We start from the raw sequence: 23123 nt of genomic DNA on the forward strand, positions 1-23123 counted from the left end.
AGCACATCAAAAAGATCACTTACGACGCCAGGTTGTACCTGACGGGCCATCTTCCAGCACAATTCCCATCTCGTTTAAGCGATCGCGCGCCATATCAGCCATGCCCCAGTCTTTGCTGGCACGGGCGTCATTACGCTGTTTGATCAGCGCTTCGATCTCCGCCACTTCGCTATCGTCATCCGCCTGCGCGCCGGATTGCAGGAACTGCTCAGGATCTTTCTCCAGCAGGCCCAGCACGCCGCCCAACGTGCGCAGTTCGGCGGCTAATCCATTGGCGGCCTGCATGTCTTCCACTTTCAGGCGGTTGATGTCGCGCGCCATGTCAAACAGAACGGAATAGGCTTCCGGTGTGTTGAAATCATCGTCCATTGCTTCGCGAAAGCGTGTCACGAAGGCTTCGCCACCGGCAGATGCAGACTGCGCATCGGTGCCGCGCAGTGCAGTGTACAGACGCTCAAGCGAGGTACGCGCCAGCTTGAGGTTCTCTTCGCTGTAGTTCAGCTGGCTGCGGTAGTGGCCGGACATCAGAAAGTAGCGCACGCTTTCGGCGTCGTAATATTTCAGGACATCGCGCACGGTAAAGAAGTTATCCAACGATTTGGACATCTTCTCGCGGTCGATCATCACCATGCCAGAGTGCATCCAGGTATTGACGTAAGGGCCGTCATGGGCACAGCTCGACTGAGCGATTTCGTTTTCGTGATGTGGGAACATCAGGTCAGAACCGCCGCCGTGAATATCAAAATGTTCGCCAAGCTGCTTGCAGTTCATGGCTGAACATTCGATATGCCAGCCCGGGCGCCCTTCACCCCAAGGTGAAGTCCAGCTTGGCTCCCCCGGCTTAGACATTTTCCACAGCACGAAATCCATCGGGTTACGTTTTACATCGGCGGCCACTTCAACGCGTGCACCGGCCTGCAACTGATCCAGATCCTGACGCGACAACAGACCGTAATCAGGGTCACTTTCTACCCAGAACATCACGTCGCCGTTGGAGGCCACATAGGCGTGATCGCGATCGATCAGCTTTTGCACGATCTCGATGATTTCAGCAATATGACCTGTCGCACGCGGCTCAGCGTCCGGAGGAAGAATACCGAGCGCAGCAAAATCAGTGTGCATCTCGGCGATCATACGGTCAGTCAGTGCGGTAAAAGCTTCGCCCTTTTCTGCTGCACGTTTAATGATTTTGTCATCAATATCGGTGATATTGCGCACATATTTTAGGTCATAGCCCAGATAACGCAGATAGCGTGACACCACGTCGAATGACACAAATGTGCGACCATGGCCGATGTGGCACAGGTCGTAAACGGTTATCCCACACACGTACATACCGACTTTACCGGCATGAATTGGCTTGAATTCCTCTTTTTGGCGACTCAGGGTATTAAAAATCTTCAGCATCAGGCTATTCCGTGTTGGGCATTGAAAATGTCAATTGGGTTCATAATATAACGAAAATGACTCTACCGAAACGGCATAAGCCGCTGTGTGTCCATTGTTCGTGCATTGTTTATAAGTAGGATAAGGCTGCTGACGCCTGCTTTTGAGTTATGGTATAAGAGAAGGCTATAGTAGCGGCTCACACGAAGAGCACACATCAACATAAGCAGGATGATTATTATGGTCACTTTACACACCAACCACGGCGACATTGTTATTAAAACTTTCGCGGACAAGGCACCGGTCACCGTCGAAAACTTTCTTAACTATTGCCGTAAGGGTTTCTACGACAACACCATTTTCCACCGTGTCATCAACGGTTTTATGATTCAGGGCGGCGGCTTTGAGCCAGGCATGAATCAGAAAAATACCGATGCGCAAATCAAAAATGAAGCCAATAACGGTCTGAAAAACAACAAAGGTACGCTGGCAATGGCCCGTACCAATGACCCGCATTCTGCTACTGCACAGTTCTTCATCAACGTCAGCGACAACGATTTCCTTAACCATACGGGTGAAAACGACCAGGGCTGGGGTTATTGTGTGTTTGCAGAAGTGACCGATGGTCTGGACGTAGTTGAGAAGATCAAAGCCGTGAAAACAGGCCGCAGCGGCATGCATCAGGACGTTCCAAAAGAAGATGTTGTGATCCAAAGTGTGACCGTCAGCGAATAACTGACCTTTAATGGCCACATTTTTTATCGCAGATATCCATCTTTGCGCACAGGAACCGGCAATTACTGCCGGTTTTCTGCGTTTTTTACGCGAAGATGCGCCGCAGGCCGATGCGTTGTACATCCTTGGGGATCTATTCGAAGCCTGGATAGGCGACGACGATCCGCAACCGTTGCACGGCGACATCGCAGCGGCGCTCAACACCCTCCACCAGCAAGGTGTGCCCTGTTTTTTTATTCACGGTAACCGCGACTTTCTGGTTGGGCGGCGTTTTGCCCGTGACAGCCTGATGCAAATTCTGCCGGAAACCCAAGTGCTCGAACTGTATGGCCGCCGGTTACTGATTTTGCACGGCGACACGCTCTGTACTGACGACACCGGCTATCAACGTTTCCGCAAGAAAGTGCGCAATCCGCTAATTCAGAAAATCTTCCTCGCTCTGCCGCTAAAATGGCGTCTGTCCATTGCGGCCAGAATGCGCGCCGACAGTAAAGCATCCAACAGCGGAAAATCGCTGGAGGTCATGGACGTCAATCCGCAGGCGGTGATCAACGCGATGCAGGAGAGCGATGTCGAATGGATGATCCACGGCCATACCCATCGCCCCGCTATCCACAACATACTGCTAAAAAACGGTAAGACTGGCCACCGCGCAGTGCTGGGAGCCTGGCATGAAGAAGGTTCGATGATCACCGTTAGCGCCAACGGCGTAGAGTTAGTCACCTTTCCGTTCTGATCTTCCCTCCAGCTCTGCTTCTCATACAAACCCGCTACGCAATCGTTTTCCTCGCTTTGTGAGCATGATATGATTTGCGCCCTCTCCGCCAGAAAACCTCGGTGTAAAACCTCGGAAAGTCTGGCAACGCTTGTTTAATCACAGGAGCTTTACAGACATGTCATCCAACGTTACCCCGGCAAAAATCGCCATCGTTATGGGGTCTAAAAGTGACTGGGCGACCATGCAGTTCGCCGCCGAGGTTCTCACAACGCTGAATATTCCTTTCCATGTCGAAGTTGTTTCCGCTCACCGCACGCCAGATAAACTGTTCAGTTTTGCAGAACAGGCATCTGAAAACGGTTTGGATGTGATTATCGCAGGCGCGGGCGGCGCAGCCCATTTACCCGGTATGTTGGCAGCAAAAACGCTGGTGCCAGTGCTGGGTGTGCCAGTACAAAGCGCGGCCCTGAGCGGCGTCGACAGCCTGTATTCTATTGTCCAGATGCCGCGCGGCATTCCCGTCGGTACGCTGGCTATCGGTAAAGCCGGTGCGGCGAATGCAGCCCTGCTGGCAGCACAGATTCTGGCGCTGCACGACGCGGAGATTGGCAAAAGTCTGGCGGCGTGGCGCAAGGCGCAAACTGATGAAGTGCTGAATAATCCCGATCCACGGGAGGAAGTATGAAGCCGGTTTGCGTACTCGGTAACGGCCAGTTAGGCAGAATGCTGCGTCAGGCCGGTGAGCCGTTAGGTATTGCCGTTTATCCGGTTGGCCTTGATGCCGAACCCGAAGCGGTGCCTTTTCAGCAGAGCGTGATCACCGCAGAAATTGAACGCTGGCCGGAAACCGCACTGACCCGCGAACTGGCGACGCACAAAAGCTTTGTTAACCGTGATATTTTCCCGCGTCTGGCCGACCGCCTGACGCAAAAACAACTGCTCGACCAGCTCGGGCTGGCGACGGCACCGTGGCAATTACTGGCCGATGAAGCCGAGTGGCAACAGGTGTTCGCACAGCTCGGCGAACTGGCAATTGTAAAACGCCGCGTTGGTGGTTACGACGGCCGTGGCCAGTGGCGCTTGCGTCCCGGTGAAGAAAACACATTACCTGCTGATTGCTACGGCGAGTGTATCGTTGAGCAAGGCATCAATTTCTCTGGCGAAGTGTCACTGGTTGGCGCGCGCGGCCACGACGGCCAGACCGTATTCTATCCGCTGACTCACAATCTGCATCAGGACGGTATTCTGCGCACCAGCGTCGCGCTACCCACACCCAACGCCGCGCTGCAACAACAGGCCGAAAGTATGTTGTCAGCCATCCTCAATGAACTGAATTATGTTGGCGTGATGGCGATGGAGTGTTTTGTGGTCAGCGAAGGTTTACTGATCAACGAACTGGCACCGCGTGTCCACAACAGCGGGCACTGGACGCAAAACGGCGCATCCTACAGCCAGTTCGAGATGCATCTCCGCGCCATTCTCGATCTGCCATTGCCGAAACCTGTGGTCAGTACGCCGTCGGTGATGGTCAATCTGATTGGCACGGATGTCGCGACCGAATGGCTGACTCTGCCGCTGGTGAACCTGCACTGGTACGAGAAAGAGGTGCGCGAAGGCCGCAAGGTCGGCCATCTGAATCTGAATGACGCCAGCTCAGAGTTACTGAAAGAGACGCTGAACGCACTGGTCCCGATGCTACCGCCAGAGTACAAAAGCGGGATCGAATGGGCCATTGCGAAGCTTTGATGTGTTCCGTACCGCCTCCGTTATATACCGGAGGCGGTGTTTTACTTAACCACCGTACGCTTTAAACAGCGCCCTTCCCCGCAGCAATCGCACGCCCATCCAGCCGCCGCACAGTGACAGCAGCAGCGCACTCACCAGCGGTACCGACCACCACAGAACCAGATTCGGCTCCCATGGGAAATCAAACACCTTACGTTGCAGTATCCACAGTGAAGCTTCAGCGCCGACGGCGGCAGCAATACCGGCCACCAGCCCCAGTACGGCGAACTCACACCACAGCGTGCTGCGTAACAGTTTTTTGCTGGCACCCAGCGTGCGGTAGACGATCAACTCCTGACGACGCTGACGCATTCCCACCTGAATTTGCGCCAACAGCAATAAGCCGCCGCACAGCATCACCAAAATCACCATCACTTCCAGGGCACGACTCACCTGCTGCAACACCTGTCCAACCTGTTTCAGCATGGCTCCTATGTCGAGCAAACTGAGCGTTGGGAACTGGCGGTTAAGCTGGGTAATCGTTTTGCCGTCACCATGATAACGGAAACTGGTCAGCCAGCTTTGCGGCTGCGCATCCAGCGCGCCCGACGGGAAGATAAAGTAGAAATTTGGTCGCAGGCTGTCCCAGTCCACTTTACGCAGGCTGGAGATTTTGGCGCTGAACTCTTGAGTATCGCCGCTGAAGGTCAGCGTATCGCCGATTTTCACGCCAAGCCGCCCTGCCAGTCCGTCGTCTATCGAGACTTCACCGGCCTGCGGTGGCCCGTTGCCTGCTAACAGCGGATTGTGATCAGGTAGCCCCTGCATCCAGGTCAGATTCAGCTCACGGTTGACGGCCTCGCCCGCCGCATCGTCAGGTTTGATGATGTCGGTCGCGATATGCTGGTTTATCTTGGTCAGCCTGACGCGAACAATCGGATAGAAGGTTTCCGGCTCCGTCTGATGCTGGCGCAGAAAATCGGTCACCTGTGGCACCTGATCTTTGGTGATATTCAGCAGGAAGTAGTTCGGGCTGTCCGGCGGCAACTGCTGCTCCCAGCGGTCGAGCAGATCACCGCGCAGCACCAGCAGCAAGGCCAACAACATAAATGACATGGAAAACGCCGCCAGCTGGCTAAGCGTCACCCACGGCTGGCGCACCAGACGGTTGATCGCCAGACGCAGCGGCAGCTTGCCGACGGTGATCCGCCGCAGCAGCAACAGACTGCCCCAGCCAATAGCACCGAGCAGCAGCGACAACACCATCACGCCCGCCAGCAGTGACCACAACAGTGTACTGCCCCCGACCAGCGCCGCCAGCAGGCCAACCACAATCACCAGCATCACCGGAATAAACCAGCGCAGCGGCCAGACGTTAGCCACCACGTCGTTACGCAGAACGCGCAGCGGCTGGGTTGCCAACAGCTGTTTGTAAGGCCGTGCACCGACCAGCAGCGAAATCACCACCAGCGACCCCATCGACCAGACCCATGGCCAGATGCCCGACGGCGGCAAAGCCGCCGGTAACACCGGTGCCAGCATTTTCATCAGTAAGGCTTCAAACAGCAGCCCAATGACGCTACCGCACACTGCCGCCAGCAACAGCACCGAGACCCACTGGCCGATGATCAGCTTCTGTAGCGCGGTTTTACCTGCACCGAGGGTTTTGAGTACCGCCACTAAATCGTAGCGGCTACGGCAGTAATGCCCCATGGCGACCGCGACCGCGGCGATTGACAGCATCAGGGTCAACAACGCGGACAACAGCAGGAACTGTTGGGAACGTTGCAAGGATTTCCCCAGTGCCCCTTCAGAATCTTCCATGCCGTACCAGCGCTGGTCAGGTTTCAGCAGCCCTTGGATGGCATCGCCGTAGGTTTTAATGTTTTCCGGCGATCCGGCAAACATATAACGGTAAGTGACGCGGCTACCGGGCTGAATCGCACCGGTTTTCGGCACATCATCCAAATTCATGATCACGCGCGGTGCGGTCTGGAACGGATTAAAACCTGAGTCCGGCTCCTGAATGACTTCACCGGCAATTTTCAGCGTCGCATCGCCGACCTCAAGATTGTCCCCCACTTTGACGTTCAGCAGCGCCATTAAGCGCGGCGCGGCCAGCACCGTGCCGGGCTCTGGCTTAACACCCGGCGGCTGAGTTTGTAAGTCGCCATACAGCGGATAGGCCTGATCCGTGGCTTTCACATCCGCCAGTTGCGGGGTGTCGCCAGCGAAGGTCATGGTCATAAAACTCAGTTGGCGGCTGACTTTCAGACCCTGTTTGCTGGCGTCTTCTAACCAGGCTTCGGTGATCGGGCGCGCAGAGCGCAGCACACGGTCAGCGGCAATAAAGTCACGGCTTTGCTGACTTAGCCCTTTTTCCATGCGATCGCTGATGCTACCAAGCGCCAAAACGCATGACACTGCCAGCGTCAGCGCCAGCCAGACAATCAGCAGTGACGGTTGCCGCCACTCACGCCAGAACCAGCGCCAAATCATGCTTCCTCCCACAATTTTCCATCACGCAGACGCAGGCGACGCTGGCAGCGGGCCGCCAGTTGTTCATCATGGGTGACCAATATCAGCGTGGTGCCAGCGTCGCGGTTGAGCGAGAAAAGCAGATCAACGATGCGCTCACCGGTGGCGCGGTCCAGATTACCGGTCGGCTCATCGGCAAATAACAATTTTGGTTTGCCAATAAATGCGCGAGCAAGCGCAACACGCTGCTGTTCACCGCCTGAGAGCTGCGCAGGCAAATGATGTTGACGTTCACCCAACCCCAGCTGTTGCAGCAGCTGCACGGCCTGCGTGCGGCTGCTGGCGTCAGATTCGCCACGTAGCAGGGCCGGAAGCTGGACGTTTTCCAGCGCGTTCAACGTCGGCACCAACATAAAGGATTGAAAGACAAAACCGACGTTTTTGGCCCGCAGCGCGGCACGACCCTCTTCATTCATGTCCGTCAGCGACTGTCCCAACAGTTTCACCTCACCCCCGGTACCGTCGTCAAGACCGGCGAGGATCCCAAGCAGCGTTGACTTGCCCGAACCAGACTCGCCAATCAGCGCGATAGTTTGCGCCGGTTTGACAACCAGCTCCACACCGGAGAGGATGGTTAACTGACTTTCACCCTGACCGACGTGTTTACTAAGATGATGAACTTCAAGAACGTTTCCCGCTGGCATCTTCCTTTCCTTTTACTTGTATCAATACTGGTCACTGCGACAGTGAGTTTTCGGGCCGCAGCAGCTGATAATTTGCTGATAATAGGTGATAGTCTGAGCGCCGTTTACCGTCTGCCTGCCGACAATTCATGGCCATCGCTGCTCAATAAAAAGTGGCAGCATGAAGGCGGTAAACCGAACATTATTAATGCCAGCATCAGCGGAGATACCGCCGCACAGGGGCTGGCGCGCCTGCCCGCGCTGCTGAAACAGCATCATCCGCGCTGGGTGTTAATTGAACTGGGGGCCAACGACGGTCTGCGCGGTTTTGCTCCACCGGCTATCTCCCAGACGCTTACCCAGATAATTAAGTTGGTAAAACAGGCTGGCGCCCAACCTTTGCTGATGCAAATCCGCCTGCCGCCGAACTATGGCCGCCGTTATACTGACGCGTTTTATGCCCTTTACCCGGCGTTGGCCAAACAAAACGATATTCCGCTGGTCCCGTTCTTTATGGAGCAAGTGGCGCTGAAACCGGAATGGATGCAGGACGATGGTTTGCATCCTGCACAGGCCGCCCAGTCATTTATTGCCGACTGGATGGCAGACAAACTGGCACCGCTGATCAACACTAAGTAAACCACAGTCCTGAAAAATAGGGGCTTCTGACAGGTAAAGTTATGCAAAAAGCAGTATTGATCACCGGTTGCTCCAGCGGTATTGGCCTGGTGGCTGCACAGGATTTACGTAACCGTGGTTACCGCGTTCTGGCCGCCTGTCGTAAAACGCAGGATCTTGAAAACCTGCGTCAATTGGGCTTTGAAACCATTGCGCTGGATCTGGATGACAAACAGAGCGTGGCCCGCGCCGCCGCCGACGTGTTGACCCTGACCGGCAACCGGCTTTATGGCTTGTTCAACAATGCCGGTTACGGCGTTTACGGCCCGTTGCATACGGTCAGCCGGGAACAGTTTGAGCAACAATTTTCCACCAATCTGTTCGGCACTCATCAACTGACCCAACTGCTGTTACCCGCCATGCTGGCGCACGGCGAAGGGCGAATTATTCAGACCAGTTCGGTGATGGGTCTGGTGAGCACGCCGGGCCGCGGGGCGTATGCTGCCAGCAAATATGCGCTGGAGGCCTGGTCCGACACGCTACGCATGGAGCTGCACGGCACCGGCATCCAGGTCAGTTTGATTGAGCCGGGACCACTCAGCAGTAATTTCACCCAGAACGTGAATCAGTCGCAGGCCGATAAACCCGTGAACAATCCCGGTATTGCCCAGCGTTTTACCCTCACACCAGAGGCAGTATTGCCGAAATTGCACCATGCTTTAGAAAGTCGACAAGCCCGCCTGCGCTATCCGGTCACGCTGGTCGCCCACGCCTTGTCGGTGCTCAAACGCCTGTTGCCCGGTCGTCTGCTGGATAAATTGCTGCGTGGTAATAGTTAACGCCACGGTTTTAGGGGTTGAAGCGACGAAAGCCGCCCCCATTTAAACCTATATACTCATACCGTTGCGTCAGAAATAAGAGAATCCAATTCATGCTTGTACAACCTTCGATTATCGATATCAACGAGACCAACCTGCACCAGACGCTGGAACAATCCATGTCGCTGCCGGTGATGTTTTATTTCTGGTCTGAACGCAGCCAGCACTGTCTGGAACTCGGGCCAATTCTTGACCGGCTGGCGGCTGAATATGCCGGACAGCTGATCCTCGCCAAAGTCGACTGTGACGCAGAACAGGCCATCGCTCAACAGTTTGGCCTGCGCTCTATTCCGGCAGTCTACTTGTTTAAAGACGGCCAGCCGGTGGACGGTTTCCAGGGTCCTCAGCCGGAACAAGTGATCCGCGAGCTGCTGCATAAAGTTCTGCCGAAAGAAGAAGAGCTGAAAGTCGCTCAGGCGCAGGAGCTGATCGAAGCAGGCGATCTCACCGCTGCCCTGCCGCTACTTAAAGAGGCATGGCAGTTGAGCAATCAGCGCAGCGACATCGGCCTGATGCTGGCGGACGTGCAGATCCAGCTTAACCGCAGCGAAGAGGCTGAAGCAGTGCTGGCAACCATTCCTTTGCAGGATAAAGATTCTCGCTATCAAGGTCTGGTAGCGCAAATCGAGCTGCTGAAACAGGCTGCCGATACGCCGGAGATCCAGCAACTGCAGCAACAATTTCTACAGGAGCCAGAGAACATCGAACTGGCGGTTAAACTCAGCCTGCAACTGCACGCCGTCGGGCGCAATGAAGAGGCGCTGGAACTGTTGATGGCTCCGCTGAAAAAAGATCTCGGCGCAGCCAACGGTACCGCCCGTAAAACACTGATGGATATTCTCGCCGCTCTGGGCACCGGAGACGCGCTGGCGGCTAAATATCGCCGCCAGCTATATTCTCTGCTGTACTGATTGCTCTGCCGCGGCGGTTCCTTCGGTGAACCGCCGCGTTGTTTTATTTCACGCCATCTTATTCCCACTCTCTGAACTATCCTTAATCAATACGACTTCGTATCGAACTGTGCGACAATCTCGCTGAGCAAAGCCTGTCCATTTGCTTACAGGAATATGTTTTTTCTGAAAAATATCCAGAAAAAACGCCCAGGACATCGGATTACAGGAGTTCTATATCATGCTTACCGTTATTCCCATTCTTATTGTTCTCGCGCTGCTGGTGGTGTTTGCCGGTGTCAAAATTGTGCCACAAGGCTTCCAGTGGACCGTCGAGCGTTTCGGCCGTTACACTAAAACACTAATGCCAGGCCTGAATCTGGTGGTGCCTTTTGTTGACCGCGTAGGCCGTAAAATCAACATGATGGAGCAGGTGCTGGATATTCCTTCACAGGAGATCATCTCCCGTGACAACGCCAACGTTGCCATTGACGCCGTATGCTTTATTCAAGTTATCGATCCGGCGCGTGCCGCGTATGAAGTCAGTAACCTGGAGCAGGCCATCGTCAACCTGACCATGACAAACTTCCGTACAGTACTGGGCTCGATGGAGCTCGATGAAATGCTTTCGCAGCGCGATAACATCAACGCCCGCCTGCTGCACATTGTCGATGAAGCTACCAACCCGTGGGGCGTCAAGATCACCCGTATTGAGATCCGTGACGTGCGCCCGCCTGCTGAACTGATCTCTGCGATGAACGCACAGATGAAAGCGGAACGTACCAAGCGTGCTGATATTCTGGAAGCAGAAGGGGTACGTCAGTCCGCCATTTTGCGCGCTGAGGGTGAAAAGCAGTCACAAATACTGAAGGCCGAAGGTGAGCGTCAGTCCGCATTTTTACAGGCTGAAGCCCGCGAACGTGCCGCCGAAGCCGAAGCGCAGGCCACTAAAATGGTTTCTGAAGCCATCGAGGCTGGCAGCGTTCACGCCATCAATTACTTTGTGGCGCAGAAATATACCGACGCACTAACCAAAATCGGCTCAGCTAACAACAGTAAAGTGATCATGATGCCACTGGATGCCAGCAGCCTGATGGGCTCGATTGGCGGTATCGCTGAATTACTGAAAGAAACCAAAGGCGGCAAATAATGCTGCAACAGCTTATAGCAAGCCCGCACCTTTTCTGGCTGTCGCTCGGCGGACTGCTGCTGGCAGCGGAACTGCTCGGTGCGAGCGGTTATTTGCTGTGGAGTGGTATTGCGGCGGCGCTGGTCGGTTTGCTGACCTGGGTGTTGCCACTGCCGTGGGAATGGCAGGGTCTGTGCTTTGCAGTGCTAACAATGGTGGCCGCATGGCTGTGGTGGCGGTGGCTGAGCCGCCGCCAGAAATCCGACCCGCAGAACGGTTCACTGAACCAGCGCGGACAGCAGATGGTGGGTATGCATGCTACGGTATTGGAGCCGATGAGTAACGGCTATAGCCGCGTACGCATCGGTGACAGCACCTGGCGCATAACCAGCACCGCGCTATTAAGCGTCGGCGATGACGTAGTGATCACTCAGGTAGAAGGGATTACTTTGCGGGTTGAACCCACAAGAAGTTAAACAGCTAACGCTGCTGCACTTTCAATGATGAAGAGGAATGGCAGCAGCCGCTGAGGTTATCGATGATGGGGCAATTCGCTCCTTCATCTCCTGGGCAGGACTCCGCCAACGTCAGCAGTCGCTGATGCATCGCCTTCAGTTCTTCGATGTGCCGCGCAATCTCGGCGGCCTTCTCCAACGTCCGCGCTTTGACGTCCGCACTGTGACGCTCAGGGTTGTGGAATAATGCCACCAGCTCCTGACACTCTTCCAGCGTAAAACCCACCAGTCGTGCCTGGCGTAGTAAAGTCAGTTCTTCGATATGCTTGGGTGCATAGCTACGGTAGCCATTCCCGCTGCGCATCGGTACGGTGATCAGCCCCTTCTCCTCATAGAAGCGGATTGCCTTGCTGGTCAGTCCGGTTTTTTTTGCCACATCGCTGATATTCATTTCGTTCCCTTGACCTTCCCCTTGGCGGAAGGTTTATCCTACCGCCTGAAACAAAAAAGGCCAACCGGTCGCAACGATAATGATGAGGGCAACACCATGACGACCACTATTTTGAATCTTGAAGGTTTAACCTGCGGACACTGTGTAGCCTCCACCCGCAAAGCGCTGGAAGCCGTTCCCGGCACCACTCAGGTTGACGTGGAACTGAACAAGGCCGTGGTGCAAAGCTCAGCCTCCGGCCAGCAGTTGATCGACGCGGTTGAAGAAGCCGGCTATCACGCCGAACTCGCATCCTGACCGACAGTCAGCCAAAGCTAGCCCTTTGTTTGCGCTACGGCAGAAAAATCAAGACTTTCCCTCTGTTCGCTGAACCGATGACGCGCTAGCATGTCCCTTCGTTCATTGAAGGAGACAACGCCATATGGGCCATATTTTTTACCAGCTTGCCCGCTGGCTGGATCTGCTTTCGCCCGCTGAATATCACTATCCGGCCATCGATATTCAGCTTTCAGGCGATCAACATTTGCATCTGGTGGGCAGCATTCATATGGGCACGATGGACATGCAGCCGCTGCCCGAGATCCTGCTTACACGTCTTTCCCAGGCCGATGCGTTGATTGTCGAAGCTGATATCAGCGGCGCCGACTCACCCTTTGGTCAGATGGACGATCTCTCCCCTCTCGCCGAACGACTGACAGAACAGCAATATCAGCAAGTCGAAAGTCTGTGTGATGAACTCGGTACTTCGGTGTACAGCATGAACAGCCTGCCCTGTTGGCAGGTGGCATTGATGCTGCAGGCCGGACAGGCTCAGCGTCTGGGCTTACGTGGCGAGTACGGTATCGACTATCAGTTACTACATGCTGCGCGACGGCAGCAGAAAAAAGTGATTGAGCTCGAAGGCCCACAGGAACAGTTGGCCCTGCTGCAGCAGTTACCAGAAAACGGGCGCACGCTGCTCGAAGACACCCTGCTCCACTGGCACACCAACGCACGTCTGCTGCAAACCATGATCAGCTGGTGGCTTGAATCACAGCCAAGCCAAGCGATGGAACAGTTACCCAATACGTTCAGCAATGAGTTATACGATGTGTTAATGCACCAACGCAATCAGCGCTGGAAACAGCAGCTGAACGCCCTGCCACCAGGAAAATATGTGGTGGCGGTCGGTGCGCTGCATCTTTATGGTGAGGGGAATTTACCGGATCTGTTGCAGGATGATAAACGCTGACTTTGGGGCGGTTCGAAGGATAAAGAGGAATAAAAAAATGGCCAATATTCCTATTGGCCAGTCAAAGAGGAACTTCTTTTATTAATTATAGCTTCAGCGCTGACCCTTCGCAGGGCAAGGCACCGGCGATGGTAGGTTAGCAACCTGCATTGGGTCTTGGCAACACCCAATCACTGGACTACTATTTGTAATCGGTTCAATAAACGACCTTTATTGTTTACTATCAGAAGATTGAGCAAGGTTATTATTTTTCTGTTAATTAAGTCATCGTAGTCGCCTGAAACCCTTTACGGCGGAAGACACGATGGCTTTTTTTTATTGCATTATTTTATCAGCGTTTTATCAGAGGTCAGCCATGACACCCGCAGTTAACTTATTGGAAAAAAACCAGGTGGCCTTCAGTCTCCACCACTATGAACACAGCAGTGATGAAACCAATTTCGGTGATGAAGTGGTCAAAAAGCTTGGGCTGGATGCACATCAGGTTTATAAAACGTTACTGGTCGCGCTTAACGGTGATGCAAAAAATTTGGCGGTGGCCGTAACGCCAGTTGCCAACCAGCTGGATCTGAAGAAAGTCGCCAAAGCGCTGGGCGTTAAGAAAGCCGATATGGCAGATCCGCAGCTAGCGCAGCGCGTGACCGGATATTTGGTGGGTGGAATAAGTCCTCTGGGGCAGAAAAAACTGCTGCCTACGGTGATCGACAGCTCTGCACAGAACTTTGCCACCCTTTTTGTATCCGGCGGTAAACGCGGACTTGATATTGAACTGGCCGCCAGCGATCTTTGTAGCCTGCTACGCGGAAAGTTTGCCGACATCGCAAAAATCGACTGACTCATTTCGCTATCTTCAATAACAACCTACAACAAGAAGAAAGGCCGCTTGAATGACCGAACGTACTGACATCCCCGCTCCTCAGCCGGTAAACGCAGCGAAACGCACCGCATTTTCTATTCTGGCTGCCATTAGCGTCTCGCATCTGCTCAATGACATGATCCAGTCGCTGATCCTCGCGATTTATCCCCTGCTGCAAAATGAGTTCTCCCTCAGTTTTACACAGATTGGTATGATCACTCTGACCTATCAGATCACCGCCTCGCTGCTACAACCGCTGATTGGTTACTATACCGATAAACATCCGCAGCCTTATTCGCTGCCGATTGGGATGGGCTTCACGCTATCCGGCCTGCTGCTGCTGTCAGTGGCACAAACCTTCCCGCTGGTACTGGTGGCCGCAGCGCTGGTCGGTACCGGCTCATCGGTGTTCCATCCCGAGTCTTCTCGCGTGGCGCGCATGGCCTCCGGTGGACGCCATGGTCTGGCGCAGTCGGTATTCCAGGTCGGTGGCAACTTCGGCAGTTCACTCGGGCCCTTATTGGCAGCGCTGATTATTGCACCTTACGGTAAAGGCAACGTGGCATGGTTCTCACTGGCGGCGCTGCTGGGGATTGTGGTGCTGCTGCAAATCAGTAAATGGTATCGTCAGCAACAGCAGATCATCAAGAAACGCGGGCCGTTCCCGAACAATGTAACGATGCTACCGCGCAAAACAGTGGCAGTGTCGATGGGTATTCTGCTGGTGCTGGTGTTCTCAAAATACTTCTACCTGACCAGTCTGAGCAGCTATTACACTTTCTATCTGATCCATAAATTCGGCGTGTCGATTCAGAATGCACAGATTCACCTGTTCATATTTCTGTTCGCCGTGGCGGCCGGCACCATTATTGGCGGACCCATTGGCGATAAAATTGGGCGCAAGTATGTGATTTGGGCCTCGATCCTTGGCGTCGCCCCCTTCACGCTGCTGCTCCCTCACGCCAACCTGATGTGGACCAGCATACTGAGTGTGATCATCGGGGTTATCCTCGCGTCGGCGTTCTCCGCCATTTTGGTCTTCGCACAGGAGCTGATCCCGGGCAAAGTCGGCATGGTGTCCGGGCTGTTCTTCGGCCTGGCGTTTGGTATGGGCGGGCTGGGTGCAGCGGTGCTGGGTTATGTGGCCGACCGCACAAGCATTGAGCTGGTCTATCAGATCTGCGCCTTCCTGCCACTCCTCGGTATTCTGACGGCCTTCCTGCCGAATCTCGAACAAAAGCAGCCTTAAATTTTCTGCTTTCTGCCAGCCTCTCTTTTTCAGGCTGTCTCTATACACCGATCCTCCGACAAAACTCAAACCCCATCCCAAGCTTCCCCTCGTGAAGAGGGGAAGCTTGGGATGGGGTTTCTTTTAACCACTGGGTTTCGGGTGTTTTTTTCCATTCAACCAGCCATGCTGTCATTTTTGCATAGGAAATATACTTATTCCCTGCTTCATGGTTTTCATTCTGCAACGCCAGTGATTTGTTGAATACAAAACGACATGCCCCAGCGAAACGTCGCATATCACGCTCTTGCTGGCCATTCGGTCTTAGCTGGAATTTAAAGGCTTGTAGTCGTTTCATGCGTTGAATTTTAACAAAAATCAGGTGGACAACCGTACCTTATATCCCCGCCCTGAAGGATGAGGCTTTACGGCGCACAATCGTAAAACCTTCTTCTTCGGTCGGCGGCACGAAGTAGCGGGTGATCAGATCAAACTGCTGGTCAGTGGCGGCAAAATCATGCTCACCATTCTGATTACGCGCATGCAAACGCGCTTTACATACTTCATCAGAGACATTGAGAAAATAGAGACGATTATCCGCGCCGGACGCATCAGCGATCCCTTTCATCCACTGCCGGTTTGCCAGCGTGTTGGCGGGGAAATCGAGCACCACAGATATCCCGGCCTTCAACAAAGCAATCAGATGCGGTGCCATGGCGTCCCTGAGTTTGCCTGAGCAACGCACGTAGTCTGCCACGCTGTGCATTTCCTCGGCATAAAGACGCGCCAGCCATTGATCTTCACTGATAAGGACGGTCATCGGACGTGCAGAAAGTTCTGCCGACAGGGTCGATTTACCCGAGGCTATTTTACCGCAGAGTAAATGAAGGGTTGGTTTTTCTGGGGCTGATTGTGCCATCTCTTTCCTCTTTGAATTTTATTGCCCGCAAATGATTATCTTAGTGTGTCAGATTGGGCGCAGCACTTTACATGCGCCCTTTTGTTTTATGCCTTGCGCAACGTTTTGATAATCACTTTTCCTGCATCATCAAAATAGCGGCTTGGCCAGATTTGTGCCGGAGGTACACCAATTGCCTGCGCGATCAGCATTTCACCTCTCGGCCACGGGCGATTTAATGCATTCGCCAGCGTCGAAGAAGACAACCCTGCAGCGCGCGACACCGCTGCCAGCGTGGTGCCTTTCTTACGCAGAGACGCAATAATATCGGCCTGATGCCAGTCAGTTTTCTGAAATTTACTCATTGTTCACCTCCGCAAGAAAGCGGATGACGTATGTTAGTAAGGAACGGGAGAAAGGTCGGGCTATGTGACGTTTTCATAAAGGCATTTCCAGTTTTATTGGATTAATACCACCGCCGAAGAGCCGCAATTCTCTTTGGGTGGTGGCCCAGACAGGGGATTGCGGTACCGGATTTCTGGAAACCGGCCTGACCGAAGTCAGCCCCGCCTGAGCCACCATAGAACATCTCAAATTTCGCAAACCACGAACATTTTTGATGGATGTGACAAGGCATTAGCAAGAAGTGAACATCAGATGCACTCCTTGCCTCCAGTTAATCCGGGCCGCAACTCCCGACTGCGAATGTGTCGCAGCGGGACTGATAATACCGTAACGGCTTAACGCCCGCCAATACTCAAATCAATAACTTGAGAGACAAATTCAGATAAATATCTGGCGTTACATGACGTTGCAGAAATGAAGAACAAACTTTCGATGTAAACGTCCAGGCCGCATTCAAAAATGACGCCGAACGAACGGTGAGAAACAGCGAGAGTTTTTTGCGAGCTGGTCTGAACCTGAAGTGAGGGCACCGCGCAAGCGGCGGCATTTTGCGGCTGTAACAACGGTGACTGAAACACGGCCATCCCGATTCAGCGAAGCGCGCAGTGAAAGAGCCGGAGATTTTTAAGAGGCGCGGCGATAGGCGCCTCTTAAAGCCAGTTTGGGTGGCAACCCAAGGTCTTTGCAGGTTTGGGTGACAACCCAAGGTCTTTGCAGGTTTGGGTGACAACCCAAGGTCTTTGCAGGTTTGGGTGACAACCCAAGGTCTTTGCAGGTTTGGGTGACAACCCAAGGTCTTTGCGGGTTTGGGTGACAACCCAAGGTCTTTGCGGGTTTGGGTGGCAACCCAAGGTCTTTGCGGGTTTGGGGCCGCAGCCCCAATAAACTCACCGTTCCCAGTATGACTCCTCAAGACTGTCTTCCCGCTCTGGCAGCCCGCGCGTTAACCGCGGCGAATGCTGATTCAATACCTGATAACTGACCCGGTTGGCGTATTTACACACCTGCGCCAGCGACGAATAAGTCAGATATTCGCGGGAATGTTTGCTTGAGTTAGGCACACTGCTGCGGTGGAAACCGTTGGCGGCGATATCATGTAACAGCGCAGACAATGCGCCATCCCCTGCTCCATTGGTATTCATGATCTTCTCCGGCCCGCCCATATAGGGCGCGATGTGCGAATAGATCTTCAGCGGTGTTTGACAATTTTCACGGCGCATCGCGCGGCTGAATTCATACAGGTTAAACTCGGCAATCGCGCCCGGTAACAGCGGATGCTGCGTTGTTCGTTTGAATTCGTCTTCGGTATAACTGGCCATAAACAGCCCGTTTGGCCCGGCAGTGCATAGCACCAGATCGGCCCAATCCAGCGCTTTATCTGCCGCCATCAGCGGATCTTTCAGACCGGTCAGCGCGAAGCCTTCATCTTCATTCATCGCCAGAATCGACACGTTATCGCGGATGAAATCACGCCACGCCTGCGGGTTTTCTGCGATCACAAACTGCGTTCCCAGCGTCAGCACCACCGGCACCTGATACTTTTTGGCATAGGCGATGGCCTGCATGGTGGCGTCTGGCATTGGCTCACCTTCACCGCTGCGCAGCAGGTAAGAGGTCAGCACCAGCGCCGATGCTCCGGCGATCACCTCTTCCGGCACGTTTTCCTGACGCAGGTTATTCATATGGCCCGGACTGATGGCAAAGGTGCGTTCGCCGCTATCGCTTATCAGCGTAAAACAGCGACCAATCGCGCCGTCAACACCCTGCAAATAGTTGAGGTCAACACGGCTTGAGGTATTGCACAGATAGCGATAGGCGTAACTGCCGATCTGTACATGGCTGCACATCACGCCCAGCAACACCGAGCGGTCATCCGCCAGCACCGAATAATTGTGCAAGGTGTTGCCGATGGTGCCGCCAGCAAACTGGTGGGTGATCAGCAATTTCTCCATCAGCTCCTGATACAGCGCTTCGGCAGTATCATCATCAATAACGCTCGACTCACCGGCTTTGAGCCCGTACCGCGTAACGAAGTCTTCATCCACCCTAGCCTCGATATCTACCATCGTCTGGTCAATGCCGACAATATAAGATGTACCCGCTTCGCTTTCCGGCTGCATCTGTTGCAACATCGAATCACGCAATAACGGATCACGCGCGCTGACCGGAAAATAGTGTTTTGACTTACGTTTACCAGGAAATTTCATTGCTACTCTCTGTGGATCATAAGGACGCGGGAGATCAAAAGACGTTAAAAATGCTGAGTCACTAATTGCTGCAACAGGTCAATATGCTCAGGCTGATCGTTGAGCGCATCAATGTAGTCAAAACGCTCACCACCGGCGTGCATAAAGATCTCGCGGTTCTCTTCTTTGATCTCTTCAAGCGTCTCCAGACAGTCGGAGGCGAAACCCGGGCACATAACCTGAATGTTTTTGATACCCTGCGCCGGTAACCCTTTCAGCGTTTCATCGGTGTAAGGCGTCAGCCAAGGCTCGCGACCAAAGCGCGACTGGAAGGTCAGCATGATTTTACCGGCTGGCAAACCGAGAGCATCCGTCAGAGCTTGCGCGGTGTCATTACAGCGCTGTTCATAGTCATCACCCTGTGCGACAAAACGTTTAGGGATGCCGTGGAAAGAGAGGATCAGGCGGTCCGGCTCGCCGCGTTCGGCAAAAGAGCGCAGCACGGTGGATTTTAGCGCAGAGATATAGGCCGGATGCTCGGCGTAATCACGAATAAAACTGATCGACGGCAAACGGCGTTTATTTTTCAGTACGCGCGCCACGCCGTCAAATACGGCAGCACTGGTAGAACAGGAGTATTGCGGATACAGCGGCAGTACCACCATTTTGGTCACGCCCTGCGCCAGTAATTTCCCGATGGCGTCCTGCATGCTCGGGTTACCATAGCTCATCGCCAGTTCGACCGGCGTGCCAGGCAGGCGTTCAGCCAGCGCCTTTTGCTGACGGCGGCTAAAAACCATCAGTGGCGAACCGTCTTCCATCCAAACGGATTTGTACAGTTTGGACACCCGTGTTGAACGAAGAGGCAAAATAACCCCATATAAAATAGGCAACCAAATCAGCCGGTTGACGTCAACAACGCGAATATCACTTAAAAATTCAGCCAGATACTTTTTTACGGCCTGCGGCGTAGGTGCTTCGGGGGTACCGAGATTAACCAGTAACACACCGAATTTAGTTTGCATCATTCTGAATTTCCTAAATTAATGCGGCCAATGGGCCAGAGGGACTCGAAGCTGCCCGAAGGGGCTTCGGTGTAACGACCTATAGTGTAACTAAATTGTCAGGGATCGGAACCGATAACAGCCAACGGCAGAAGTAATCAACAAGATTAACGGGCAGGAAAACCGGGGAGAATTAAAAATAATAAAGGCGACCGGAGTCGCCTTTAAATCAATCAATAACGCTAAATAGGAATGAATTAGCCCAAGATAGCGGCCAGTTCCTGACGAACTTCGTCAACTTTCTGCGTGCCATCAATGCGCACGTATTTAGTGTTACCTGCTTCTGCTTCTTTGCTGTAATAAGCGATCAACGGTTCAGTCAGCTCATGGTATTCCACCAGACGCTTGCGCACGGTTTCTTCCTGATCGTCTTTACGGGTGATCAGGTCTTCGCCGGTCACATCATCCTTACCTTCAACTTTTGCAGGGTTGAATTTGATGTGGTACACACGGCCAGAGCCAGGGTGTACGCGACGGCCAACGATGCGATCAACGATCAATTCGTCAGGTACGTCAAATTCCAGAACGTAATCCACTTTGATGTCAGCGTCTTTCATCGCATCAGCCTGTGGAATAGTGCGCGGGAAGCCATCCAGCAGGAAACCATTACGGCAGTCTTCTTGCTGAATACGCTCTTTTACCAGTGCGATCACTAATTCGTCGGTGACCAGTTTCCCTGCGTCCATAATTTCTTTTGCTTTCTTGCCGAGTTCACTTCCGGCTTTCACAGCTGCGCGCAACATATCACCGGTAGAAATTTGCGGAATGCCATATTTCTCGATGATGAATTGAGCCTGTGTACCTTTACCAGCGCCAGGAGCGCCCAGCAGAATGATACGCATTGCGTAAATCCCCTTGCATGTAATTTTTATTAAAACGCAAAAAACGTCCAACCATACCATTCTGTACGTCCTTCCTCAAGGAAGGGGCATTGCGCGAAGCGGCTCAGGCCAATGCTTCCTGACGTTTTACCCGCAAAGTTTGCGACACCACCGCCAGCACGATAATGCCTCCACCGACGATAGCCTGCGGCGTCGGCGCTTCGTGCAAAAACAGGTAGATCCACAGCGGTGCCAGCGCGGTTTCCAGCAGTAAAAACAGCCCGGCATTGACCGGTGAAACGAAGCGCGTGGAGAGTGATATCAAGCCCATCGCCAGCGGCATAATGACCGCACCTTCAATGGCCAGCCATAGCCACTGATAATGCGTAAGCAACGGAACACCGTGCAGTACACTGCCACCGGTTAAGGCAATCACGCAGGCCGAGGCCAACACGCCACCGATTGAAGGTAAACCAACGGTGCCATTATCCACTTTTGAGGCGAAGATAAATGCCAGGGCCATCGACACTGCGGTCGCCAGCGCAAAATAGTTGGCCATCGGGTCGTACCCTTCAGCACGCCCGGTCATGACAATTGCCACGCCCAACATCCCGACGATAGCCGACAACATAAGAGCTTTGTCAAATTTGGTGCCAAAAAACAGCCGCGAAATAATAGCGGAAACAAAGGGCGTCGAAGAGATGATCACCAGAACAGTGGCGATACTGCCGCGATTCAGGGCATTAACAAAACAGGCCGATGCAACGCAGAAAAATAACGTAGATAGGACGTTCTGCCGTGTGATCCAAGGCACACCGAGCACTTTGCGGCTTTTCGGCCACAGCAGATAGACCACCACCACTAGCCCCCACATAAAGAGACCACGCAACATCACGATCATCCACGAGTTATCGATGCCCATCAGACGGATAAATACCGAGTCTGTACTCAGGATTATTCCGCCGAGAATACCGATCAGATTGCCGTTAACGGGGGTAGATTTACTCATTTTTGACTCCAAAGTCGGGCTAAATCATCAATCACACTTCCCGTGTGATCGATGTGTTGAGAACGGGTGCCCCGCTTCCAGCGCGATATGCGCAGAGTGTGGGAATGCTCGAAATAGCTGCCATCCATTTTCTTAACTTTGCGCAGTTGCTCTTCTGAAAGCATCGCCACCGGGAAGCAGACAAACGGCAAACCGGAAGCACTGATCGAGGTGAGACGCAGCCCATTGCTCAGCGGCAGGTCGATCTTTTCAATGCTGGCCACGTTATACGGTTGCCAGGCCGGGTCATCCATGGTGGCAATTGCCTCTTGTAAAGGCCGCTGCGATACGGTGGAACCCTCGAACAGGCGCAACTCACTGCGAAATAAACAGCTGTAGTGCTCGGGGCGTACGGCAATGATCGATAACCCTACCGCTACTGATGCATGTTTATGCAACGGCGCAAGGAAAATTGAGCTATTGGTGATCAGCTCGTCATGCAGGCCGGTAGCAAAACTGTGTGACGCATCCACCACCGCTTTGCCTTCGCTAGATTCAAGATCGCTTATCACGCCAGTGTAAGGATTAACGTGCGTGACGATATTAACGCCGCTATTTTGCGCCGTGGTATCACCGGGTGTCTGATTGGAAAACAGCAGTTCTATCGGTTGATAGTGGCGATGCTGGCCCAGTTGTAACGTCAACTGATGCTTGTGCAACAAATGAGACAGCATGGCTAAGCCGACACGCACTGACTGCACCAGAAAAATATCATAGTCTTCAAGCTGATAAGTCGTTGTCAGCTTGTCGCGCAGCACTTCCCGCAGCTGGTTAACTTCCCTGTAATAGTGGTCACCGTGCTGTTGCTGCAAGGCCGGAGCCAGAGATGAAGGATCCATCAGTCGATCAACTCACGCTGGAACAGCAATGGCAGGACGTTGTCACGAAACACGGATCCCACTCCGACTTCGCAAGGTGGCTTGCGGTAATTCACCCAGGCTATTTCAGCAATCTCAGCGCTGGCGACCGGTTGTCCAACCACTTCCACCTGATACACATGGTTTTCGATGGCGACTTTTTCGAATTCTGCCATACCGTGAAATAAGCCTAGCGGAGTGATTTTCGCGGTATCAACGTTTAACTCTTCTTTCAGTTCACGCTTCAGACAGCTGATGTGATCTTCGCCGGTAAGGGGTTTGCCGCCGGGGGAAATAAAGATATCGGTACCGCGTTTGCGCGTGAGTAATAACGCCCGGTCACGGATGATCACTGCCGAACATTTGACAATAGTTTTCATCAT

The 23123-nt window shown here is 53.5% G+C and carries 26 protein-coding genes and 1 pseudogene; 13 read left to right on the forward strand and 14 right to left on the reverse strand.

Annotated features, from left to right (window positions below):
* Positions 1–15: 15 nt before the first annotated feature.
* The gene (cysS, locus tag ACMV8I_RS08855; protein ID WP_498864863.1) at positions 16–1407 is read right to left on the reverse strand and encodes a cysteine--tRNA ligase; all 1392 of its coding nucleotides are present in this window, start codon (positions 1405–1407) and stop codon (positions 16–18) included.
* Between the two features lie 219 nt (positions 1408–1626).
* On the opposite strand from cysS, the gene ppiB reads away from it, so the two are divergent.
* The 4 genes from ppiB (at position 1627) to purK (ending at position 4585) form a co-directional block, all read left to right on the forward strand.
* Complete coding sequence (gene ppiB / locus ACMV8I_RS08860; protein ID WP_498864864.1) at positions 1627–2121, forward strand: peptidylprolyl isomerase B; 495 nt, start codon at positions 1627–1629, stop codon at positions 2119–2121.
* A 10-nt stretch (positions 2122–2131) separates the two neighbouring features.
* Positions 2132–2857: a UDP-2,3-diacylglucosamine diphosphatase gene (locus ACMV8I_RS08865; RefSeq protein ID WP_498864865.1), complete on the forward strand. Its 726-nt coding sequence runs from the start codon at positions 2132–2134 to the stop codon at positions 2855–2857.
* A gap of 157 nt (positions 2858–3014) precedes the next feature.
* Positions 3015–3524 carry a 5-(carboxyamino)imidazole ribonucleotide mutase gene (gene purE / locus ACMV8I_RS08870; protein ID WP_498864866.1) on the forward strand — a complete coding sequence of 170 codons (510 nt, stop codon included), beginning with the start codon at positions 3015–3017 and terminating at the stop codon, positions 3522–3524.
* Entirely contained in the window at positions 3521–4585 is a 1065-nt protein-coding gene (purK, locus tag ACMV8I_RS08875; RefSeq protein WP_498864867.1) for a 5-(carboxyamino)imidazole ribonucleotide synthase, read from the forward strand. Before purE ends, purK begins: the two co-directional genes overlap by 4 nt.
* Before the next feature lie 45 nt (positions 4586–4630).
* Here purK and ybbP read toward each other — a convergent pair whose 3' ends face one another.
* Positions 4631–7063 (reverse strand): putative ABC transporter permease subunit YbbP, encoded by a 2433-nt coding sequence (gene ybbP, locus ACMV8I_RS08880; RefSeq protein ID WP_498864868.1) that lies wholly within the window; start codon positions 7061–7063, stop codon positions 4631–4633.
* The gene (ybbA, locus tag ACMV8I_RS08885) at positions 7060–7746 is read right to left on the reverse strand and encodes a putative ABC transporter ATP-binding protein YbbA (RefSeq protein WP_498864869.1); all 687 of its coding nucleotides are present in this window, start codon (positions 7744–7746) and stop codon (positions 7060–7062) included. The genes ybbP and ybbA overlap by 4 nt, the downstream gene beginning before the upstream one ends.
* Here ybbA and tesA point away from each other — a divergent pair.
* The 5 genes from tesA to ACMV8I_RS08910 all read left to right on the forward strand — a co-directional run bounded on the left by tesA (position 7717) and on the right by ACMV8I_RS08910 (position 11716).
* A complete protein-coding gene (gene tesA, locus ACMV8I_RS08890; RefSeq protein WP_498865023.1) occupies positions 7717–8364 on the forward strand; it encodes a multifunctional acyl-CoA thioesterase I/protease I/lysophospholipase L1 in 648 nt (215 codons plus the stop codon). The two genes, ybbA and tesA, sit on opposite strands and share 30 nt — an antisense overlap.
* Before the next feature lie 41 nt (positions 8365–8405).
* Positions 8406–9182 carry an SDR family oxidoreductase gene (locus ACMV8I_RS08895; RefSeq protein ID WP_498864870.1) on the forward strand — a complete coding sequence of 259 codons (777 nt, stop codon included), beginning with the start codon at positions 8406–8408 and terminating at the stop codon, positions 9180–9182.
* A gap of 92 nt (positions 9183–9274) precedes the next feature.
* The gene (locus tag ACMV8I_RS08900; protein ID WP_498864871.1) at positions 9275–10132 is read left to right on the forward strand and encodes a co-chaperone YbbN; all 858 of its coding nucleotides are present in this window, start codon (positions 9275–9277) and stop codon (positions 10130–10132) included.
* A gap of 220 nt (positions 10133–10352) precedes the next feature.
* A complete protein-coding gene (locus ACMV8I_RS08905; RefSeq protein ID WP_498864872.1) occupies positions 10353–11261 on the forward strand; it encodes an SPFH domain-containing protein in 909 nt (302 codons plus the stop codon).
* Positions 11261–11716 (forward strand): NfeD family protein, encoded by a 456-nt coding sequence (locus tag ACMV8I_RS08910; RefSeq protein ID WP_498864873.1) that lies wholly within the window; start codon positions 11261–11263, stop codon positions 11714–11716. Before ACMV8I_RS08905 ends, ACMV8I_RS08910 begins: the two co-directional genes overlap by 1 nt.
* A gap of 4 nt (positions 11717–11720) precedes the next feature.
* On the opposite strand, the gene cueR is transcribed toward ACMV8I_RS08910, so the two are convergent.
* Complete coding sequence (cueR, locus tag ACMV8I_RS08915) at positions 11721–12146, reverse strand: Cu(I)-responsive transcriptional regulator (protein ID WP_498864874.1); 426 nt, start codon at positions 12144–12146, stop codon at positions 11721–11723.
* A gap of 96 nt (positions 12147–12242) precedes the next feature.
* Between cueR and ACMV8I_RS08920 the strand changes: the two genes are divergently transcribed.
* From ACMV8I_RS08920 to ACMV8I_RS08935, 4 genes are all read left to right on the forward strand, one after another.
* Positions 12243–12443 (forward strand): cation transporter, encoded by a 201-nt coding sequence (locus ACMV8I_RS08920; RefSeq protein ID WP_498864875.1) that lies wholly within the window; start codon positions 12243–12245, stop codon positions 12441–12443.
* A 124-nt stretch (positions 12444–12567) separates the two neighbouring features.
* The gene (locus ACMV8I_RS08925) at positions 12568–13377 is read left to right on the forward strand and encodes a TraB/GumN family protein (RefSeq protein WP_498864876.1); all 810 of its coding nucleotides are present in this window, start codon (positions 12568–12570) and stop codon (positions 13375–13377) included.
* Positions 13378–13732: 355 nt separating this feature from the next.
* Entirely contained in the window at positions 13733–14212 is a 480-nt protein-coding gene (gene ybaK / locus ACMV8I_RS08930; RefSeq protein ID WP_498864877.1) for a Cys-tRNA(Pro)/Cys-tRNA(Cys) deacylase YbaK, read from the forward strand.
* Positions 14213–14264: 52 nt separating this feature from the next.
* Positions 14265–15482, forward strand: a complete 1218-nt coding sequence (locus ACMV8I_RS08935; protein WP_498864878.1) for an MFS transporter — start codon at positions 14265–14267, stop codon at positions 15480–15482.
* Positions 15483–15588: 106 nt separating this feature from the next.
* On the opposite strand, the pseudogene ACMV8I_RS08940 reads toward ACMV8I_RS08935, so the two are convergent.
* From ACMV8I_RS08940 to ACMV8I_RS08985, 10 genes and pseudogenes are all read right to left on the reverse strand, one after another.
* Positions 15589–15819 (reverse strand): annotated as a pseudogene (locus tag ACMV8I_RS08940) (helix-turn-helix domain-containing protein); the annotation flags it as partial.
* Positions 15820–15858: 39 nt separating this feature from the next.
* The gene (locus ACMV8I_RS08945; RefSeq protein ID WP_498864879.1) at positions 15859–16380 is read right to left on the reverse strand and encodes a P-loop nucleotide/nucleoside kinase family protein; all 522 of its coding nucleotides are present in this window, start codon (positions 16378–16380) and stop codon (positions 15859–15861) included.
* A gap of 86 nt (positions 16381–16466) precedes the next feature.
* The gene (locus ACMV8I_RS08950; protein WP_498864880.1) at positions 16467–16724 is read right to left on the reverse strand and encodes a helix-turn-helix domain-containing protein; all 258 of its coding nucleotides are present in this window, start codon (positions 16722–16724) and stop codon (positions 16467–16469) included.
* A gap of 73 nt (positions 16725–16797) precedes the next feature.
* A complete protein-coding gene (locus tag ACMV8I_RS08955) occupies positions 16798–16941 on the reverse strand; it encodes a hypothetical protein (protein ID WP_498864881.1) in 144 nt (47 codons plus the stop codon).
* Between the two features lie 710 nt (positions 16942–17651).
* Complete coding sequence (locus tag ACMV8I_RS08960; RefSeq protein ID WP_498864882.1) at positions 17652–18971, reverse strand: inosine/guanosine kinase; 1320 nt, start codon at positions 18969–18971, stop codon at positions 17652–17654.
* Positions 18972–19015: 44 nt separating this feature from the next.
* On the reverse strand, positions 19016–19978 hold the full coding sequence (gene hemH, locus ACMV8I_RS08965; protein WP_498864883.1) for a ferrochelatase: 963 nt from the start codon (positions 19976–19978) through the stop codon (positions 19016–19018).
* A 233-nt stretch (positions 19979–20211) separates the two neighbouring features.
* Positions 20212–20856 (reverse strand): adenylate kinase, encoded by a 645-nt coding sequence (adk, locus tag ACMV8I_RS08970; RefSeq protein ID WP_498864884.1) that lies wholly within the window; start codon positions 20854–20856, stop codon positions 20212–20214.
* A gap of 103 nt (positions 20857–20959) precedes the next feature.
* Positions 20960–21844 carry a DMT family transporter gene (locus ACMV8I_RS08975; protein WP_498864885.1) on the reverse strand — a complete coding sequence of 295 codons (885 nt, stop codon included), beginning with the start codon at positions 21842–21844 and terminating at the stop codon, positions 20960–20962.
* Positions 21841–22722, reverse strand: coding sequence for a DUF6024 family protein (locus tag ACMV8I_RS08980; RefSeq protein ID WP_498864886.1), 882 nt, complete (start codon positions 22720–22722; stop codon positions 21841–21843). Before ACMV8I_RS08980 ends, ACMV8I_RS08975 begins: the two co-directional genes overlap by 4 nt.
* Positions 22722–23120, reverse strand: a complete 399-nt coding sequence (locus tag ACMV8I_RS08985; RefSeq protein WP_498864887.1) for an NUDIX hydrolase — start codon at positions 23118–23120, stop codon at positions 22722–22724. The genes ACMV8I_RS08980 and ACMV8I_RS08985 overlap by 1 nt, the downstream gene beginning before the upstream one ends.
* Positions 23121–23123 lie beyond the last annotated feature (3 nt).

Origin of the sequence: Ewingella sp. S1.OA.A_B6, from assembly GCF_049889095.1 — a bacterium.
In the GTDB taxonomy this organism is placed as follows: Bacteria; Pseudomonadota; Gammaproteobacteria; order Enterobacterales; family Enterobacteriaceae; genus Ewingella.

Excerpts from the sequence above, each read along its gene's own strand:
- ACMV8I_RS08905 (WP_498864872.1), top strand. The coding sequence starts at position 10,353 with ATGCTTACCGTTATTCCCATTCTTATTGTTCTCGCGCTGCTGGTGGTG.
- cueR (WP_498864874.1), bottom strand. The coding sequence starts at position 12,146 with ATGAATATCAGCGATGTGGCAAAAAAAACCGGACTGACCAGCAAGGCA.
- ACMV8I_RS08945 (WP_498864879.1), bottom strand. The coding sequence starts at position 16,380 with ATGGCACAATCAGCCCCAGAAAAACCAACCCTTCATTTACTCTGCGGT.
- ACMV8I_RS08955 (WP_498864881.1), bottom strand. The coding sequence starts at position 16,941 with ATGGTGGCTCAGGCGGGGCTGACTTCGGTCAGGCCGGTTTCCAGAAAT.
- ACMV8I_RS08895 (WP_498864870.1), top strand. The coding sequence starts at position 8,406 with ATGCAAAAAGCAGTATTGATCACCGGTTGCTCCAGCGGTATTGGCCTG.
- ACMV8I_RS08960 (WP_498864882.1), bottom strand. The coding sequence starts at position 18,971 with ATGAAATTTCCTGGTAAACGTAAGTCAAAACACTATTTTCCGGTCAGC.
- adk (WP_498864884.1), bottom strand. The coding sequence starts at position 20,856 with ATGCGTATCATTCTGCTGGGCGCTCCTGGCGCTGGTAAAGGTACACAG.
- purK (WP_498864867.1), top strand. The coding sequence starts at position 3,521 with ATGAAGCCGGTTTGCGTACTCGGTAACGGCCAGTTAGGCAGAATGCTG.
- ACMV8I_RS08910 (WP_498864873.1), top strand. The coding sequence starts at position 11,261 with ATGCTGCAACAGCTTATAGCAAGCCCGCACCTTTTCTGGCTGTCGCTC.
- ybbP (WP_498864868.1), bottom strand. The coding sequence starts at position 7,063 with ATGATTTGGCGCTGGTTCTGGCGTGAGTGGCGGCAACCGTCACTGCTG.
- cysS (WP_498864863.1), bottom strand. The coding sequence starts at position 1,407 with ATGCTGAAGATTTTTAATACCCTGAGTCGCCAAAAAGAGGAATTCAAG.
- ACMV8I_RS08925 (WP_498864876.1), top strand. The coding sequence starts at position 12,568 with ATGGGCCATATTTTTTACCAGCTTGCCCGCTGGCTGGATCTGCTTTCG.
- ybbA (WP_498864869.1), bottom strand. The coding sequence starts at position 7,746 with ATGCCAGCGGGAAACGTTCTTGAAGTTCATCATCTTAGTAAACACGTC.
- ACMV8I_RS08985 (WP_498864887.1), bottom strand. The coding sequence starts at position 23,120 with ATGAAAACTATTGTCAAATGTTCGGCAGTGATCATCCGTGACCGGGCG.
- ACMV8I_RS08975 (WP_498864885.1), bottom strand. The coding sequence starts at position 21,844 with ATGAGTAAATCTACCCCCGTTAACGGCAATCTGATCGGTATTCTCGGC.
- ACMV8I_RS08920 (WP_498864875.1), top strand. The coding sequence starts at position 12,243 with ATGACGACCACTATTTTGAATCTTGAAGGTTTAACCTGCGGACACTGT.
- tesA (WP_498865023.1), top strand. The coding sequence starts at position 7,717 with ATGAACTTCAAGAACGTTTCCCGCTGGCATCTTCCTTTCCTTTTACTT.
- hemH (WP_498864883.1), bottom strand. The coding sequence starts at position 19,978 with ATGATGCAAACTAAATTCGGTGTGTTACTGGTTAATCTCGGTACCCCC.
- ACMV8I_RS08950 (WP_498864880.1), bottom strand. The coding sequence starts at position 16,724 with ATGAGTAAATTTCAGAAAACTGACTGGCATCAGGCCGATATTATTGCG.
- ybaK (WP_498864877.1), top strand. The coding sequence starts at position 13,733 with ATGACACCCGCAGTTAACTTATTGGAAAAAAACCAGGTGGCCTTCAGT.
- ACMV8I_RS08865 (WP_498864865.1), top strand. The coding sequence starts at position 2,132 with ATGGCCACATTTTTTATCGCAGATATCCATCTTTGCGCACAGGAACCG.
- ACMV8I_RS08900 (WP_498864871.1), top strand. The coding sequence starts at position 9,275 with ATGCTTGTACAACCTTCGATTATCGATATCAACGAGACCAACCTGCAC.
- ACMV8I_RS08980 (WP_498864886.1), bottom strand. The coding sequence starts at position 22,722 with ATGGATCCTTCATCTCTGGCTCCGGCCTTGCAGCAACAGCACGGTGAC.
- purE (WP_498864866.1), top strand. The coding sequence starts at position 3,015 with ATGTCATCCAACGTTACCCCGGCAAAAATCGCCATCGTTATGGGGTCT.
- ACMV8I_RS08935 (WP_498864878.1), top strand. The coding sequence starts at position 14,265 with ATGACCGAACGTACTGACATCCCCGCTCCTCAGCCGGTAAACGCAGCG.
- ppiB (WP_498864864.1), top strand. The coding sequence starts at position 1,627 with ATGGTCACTTTACACACCAACCACGGCGACATTGTTATTAAAACTTTC.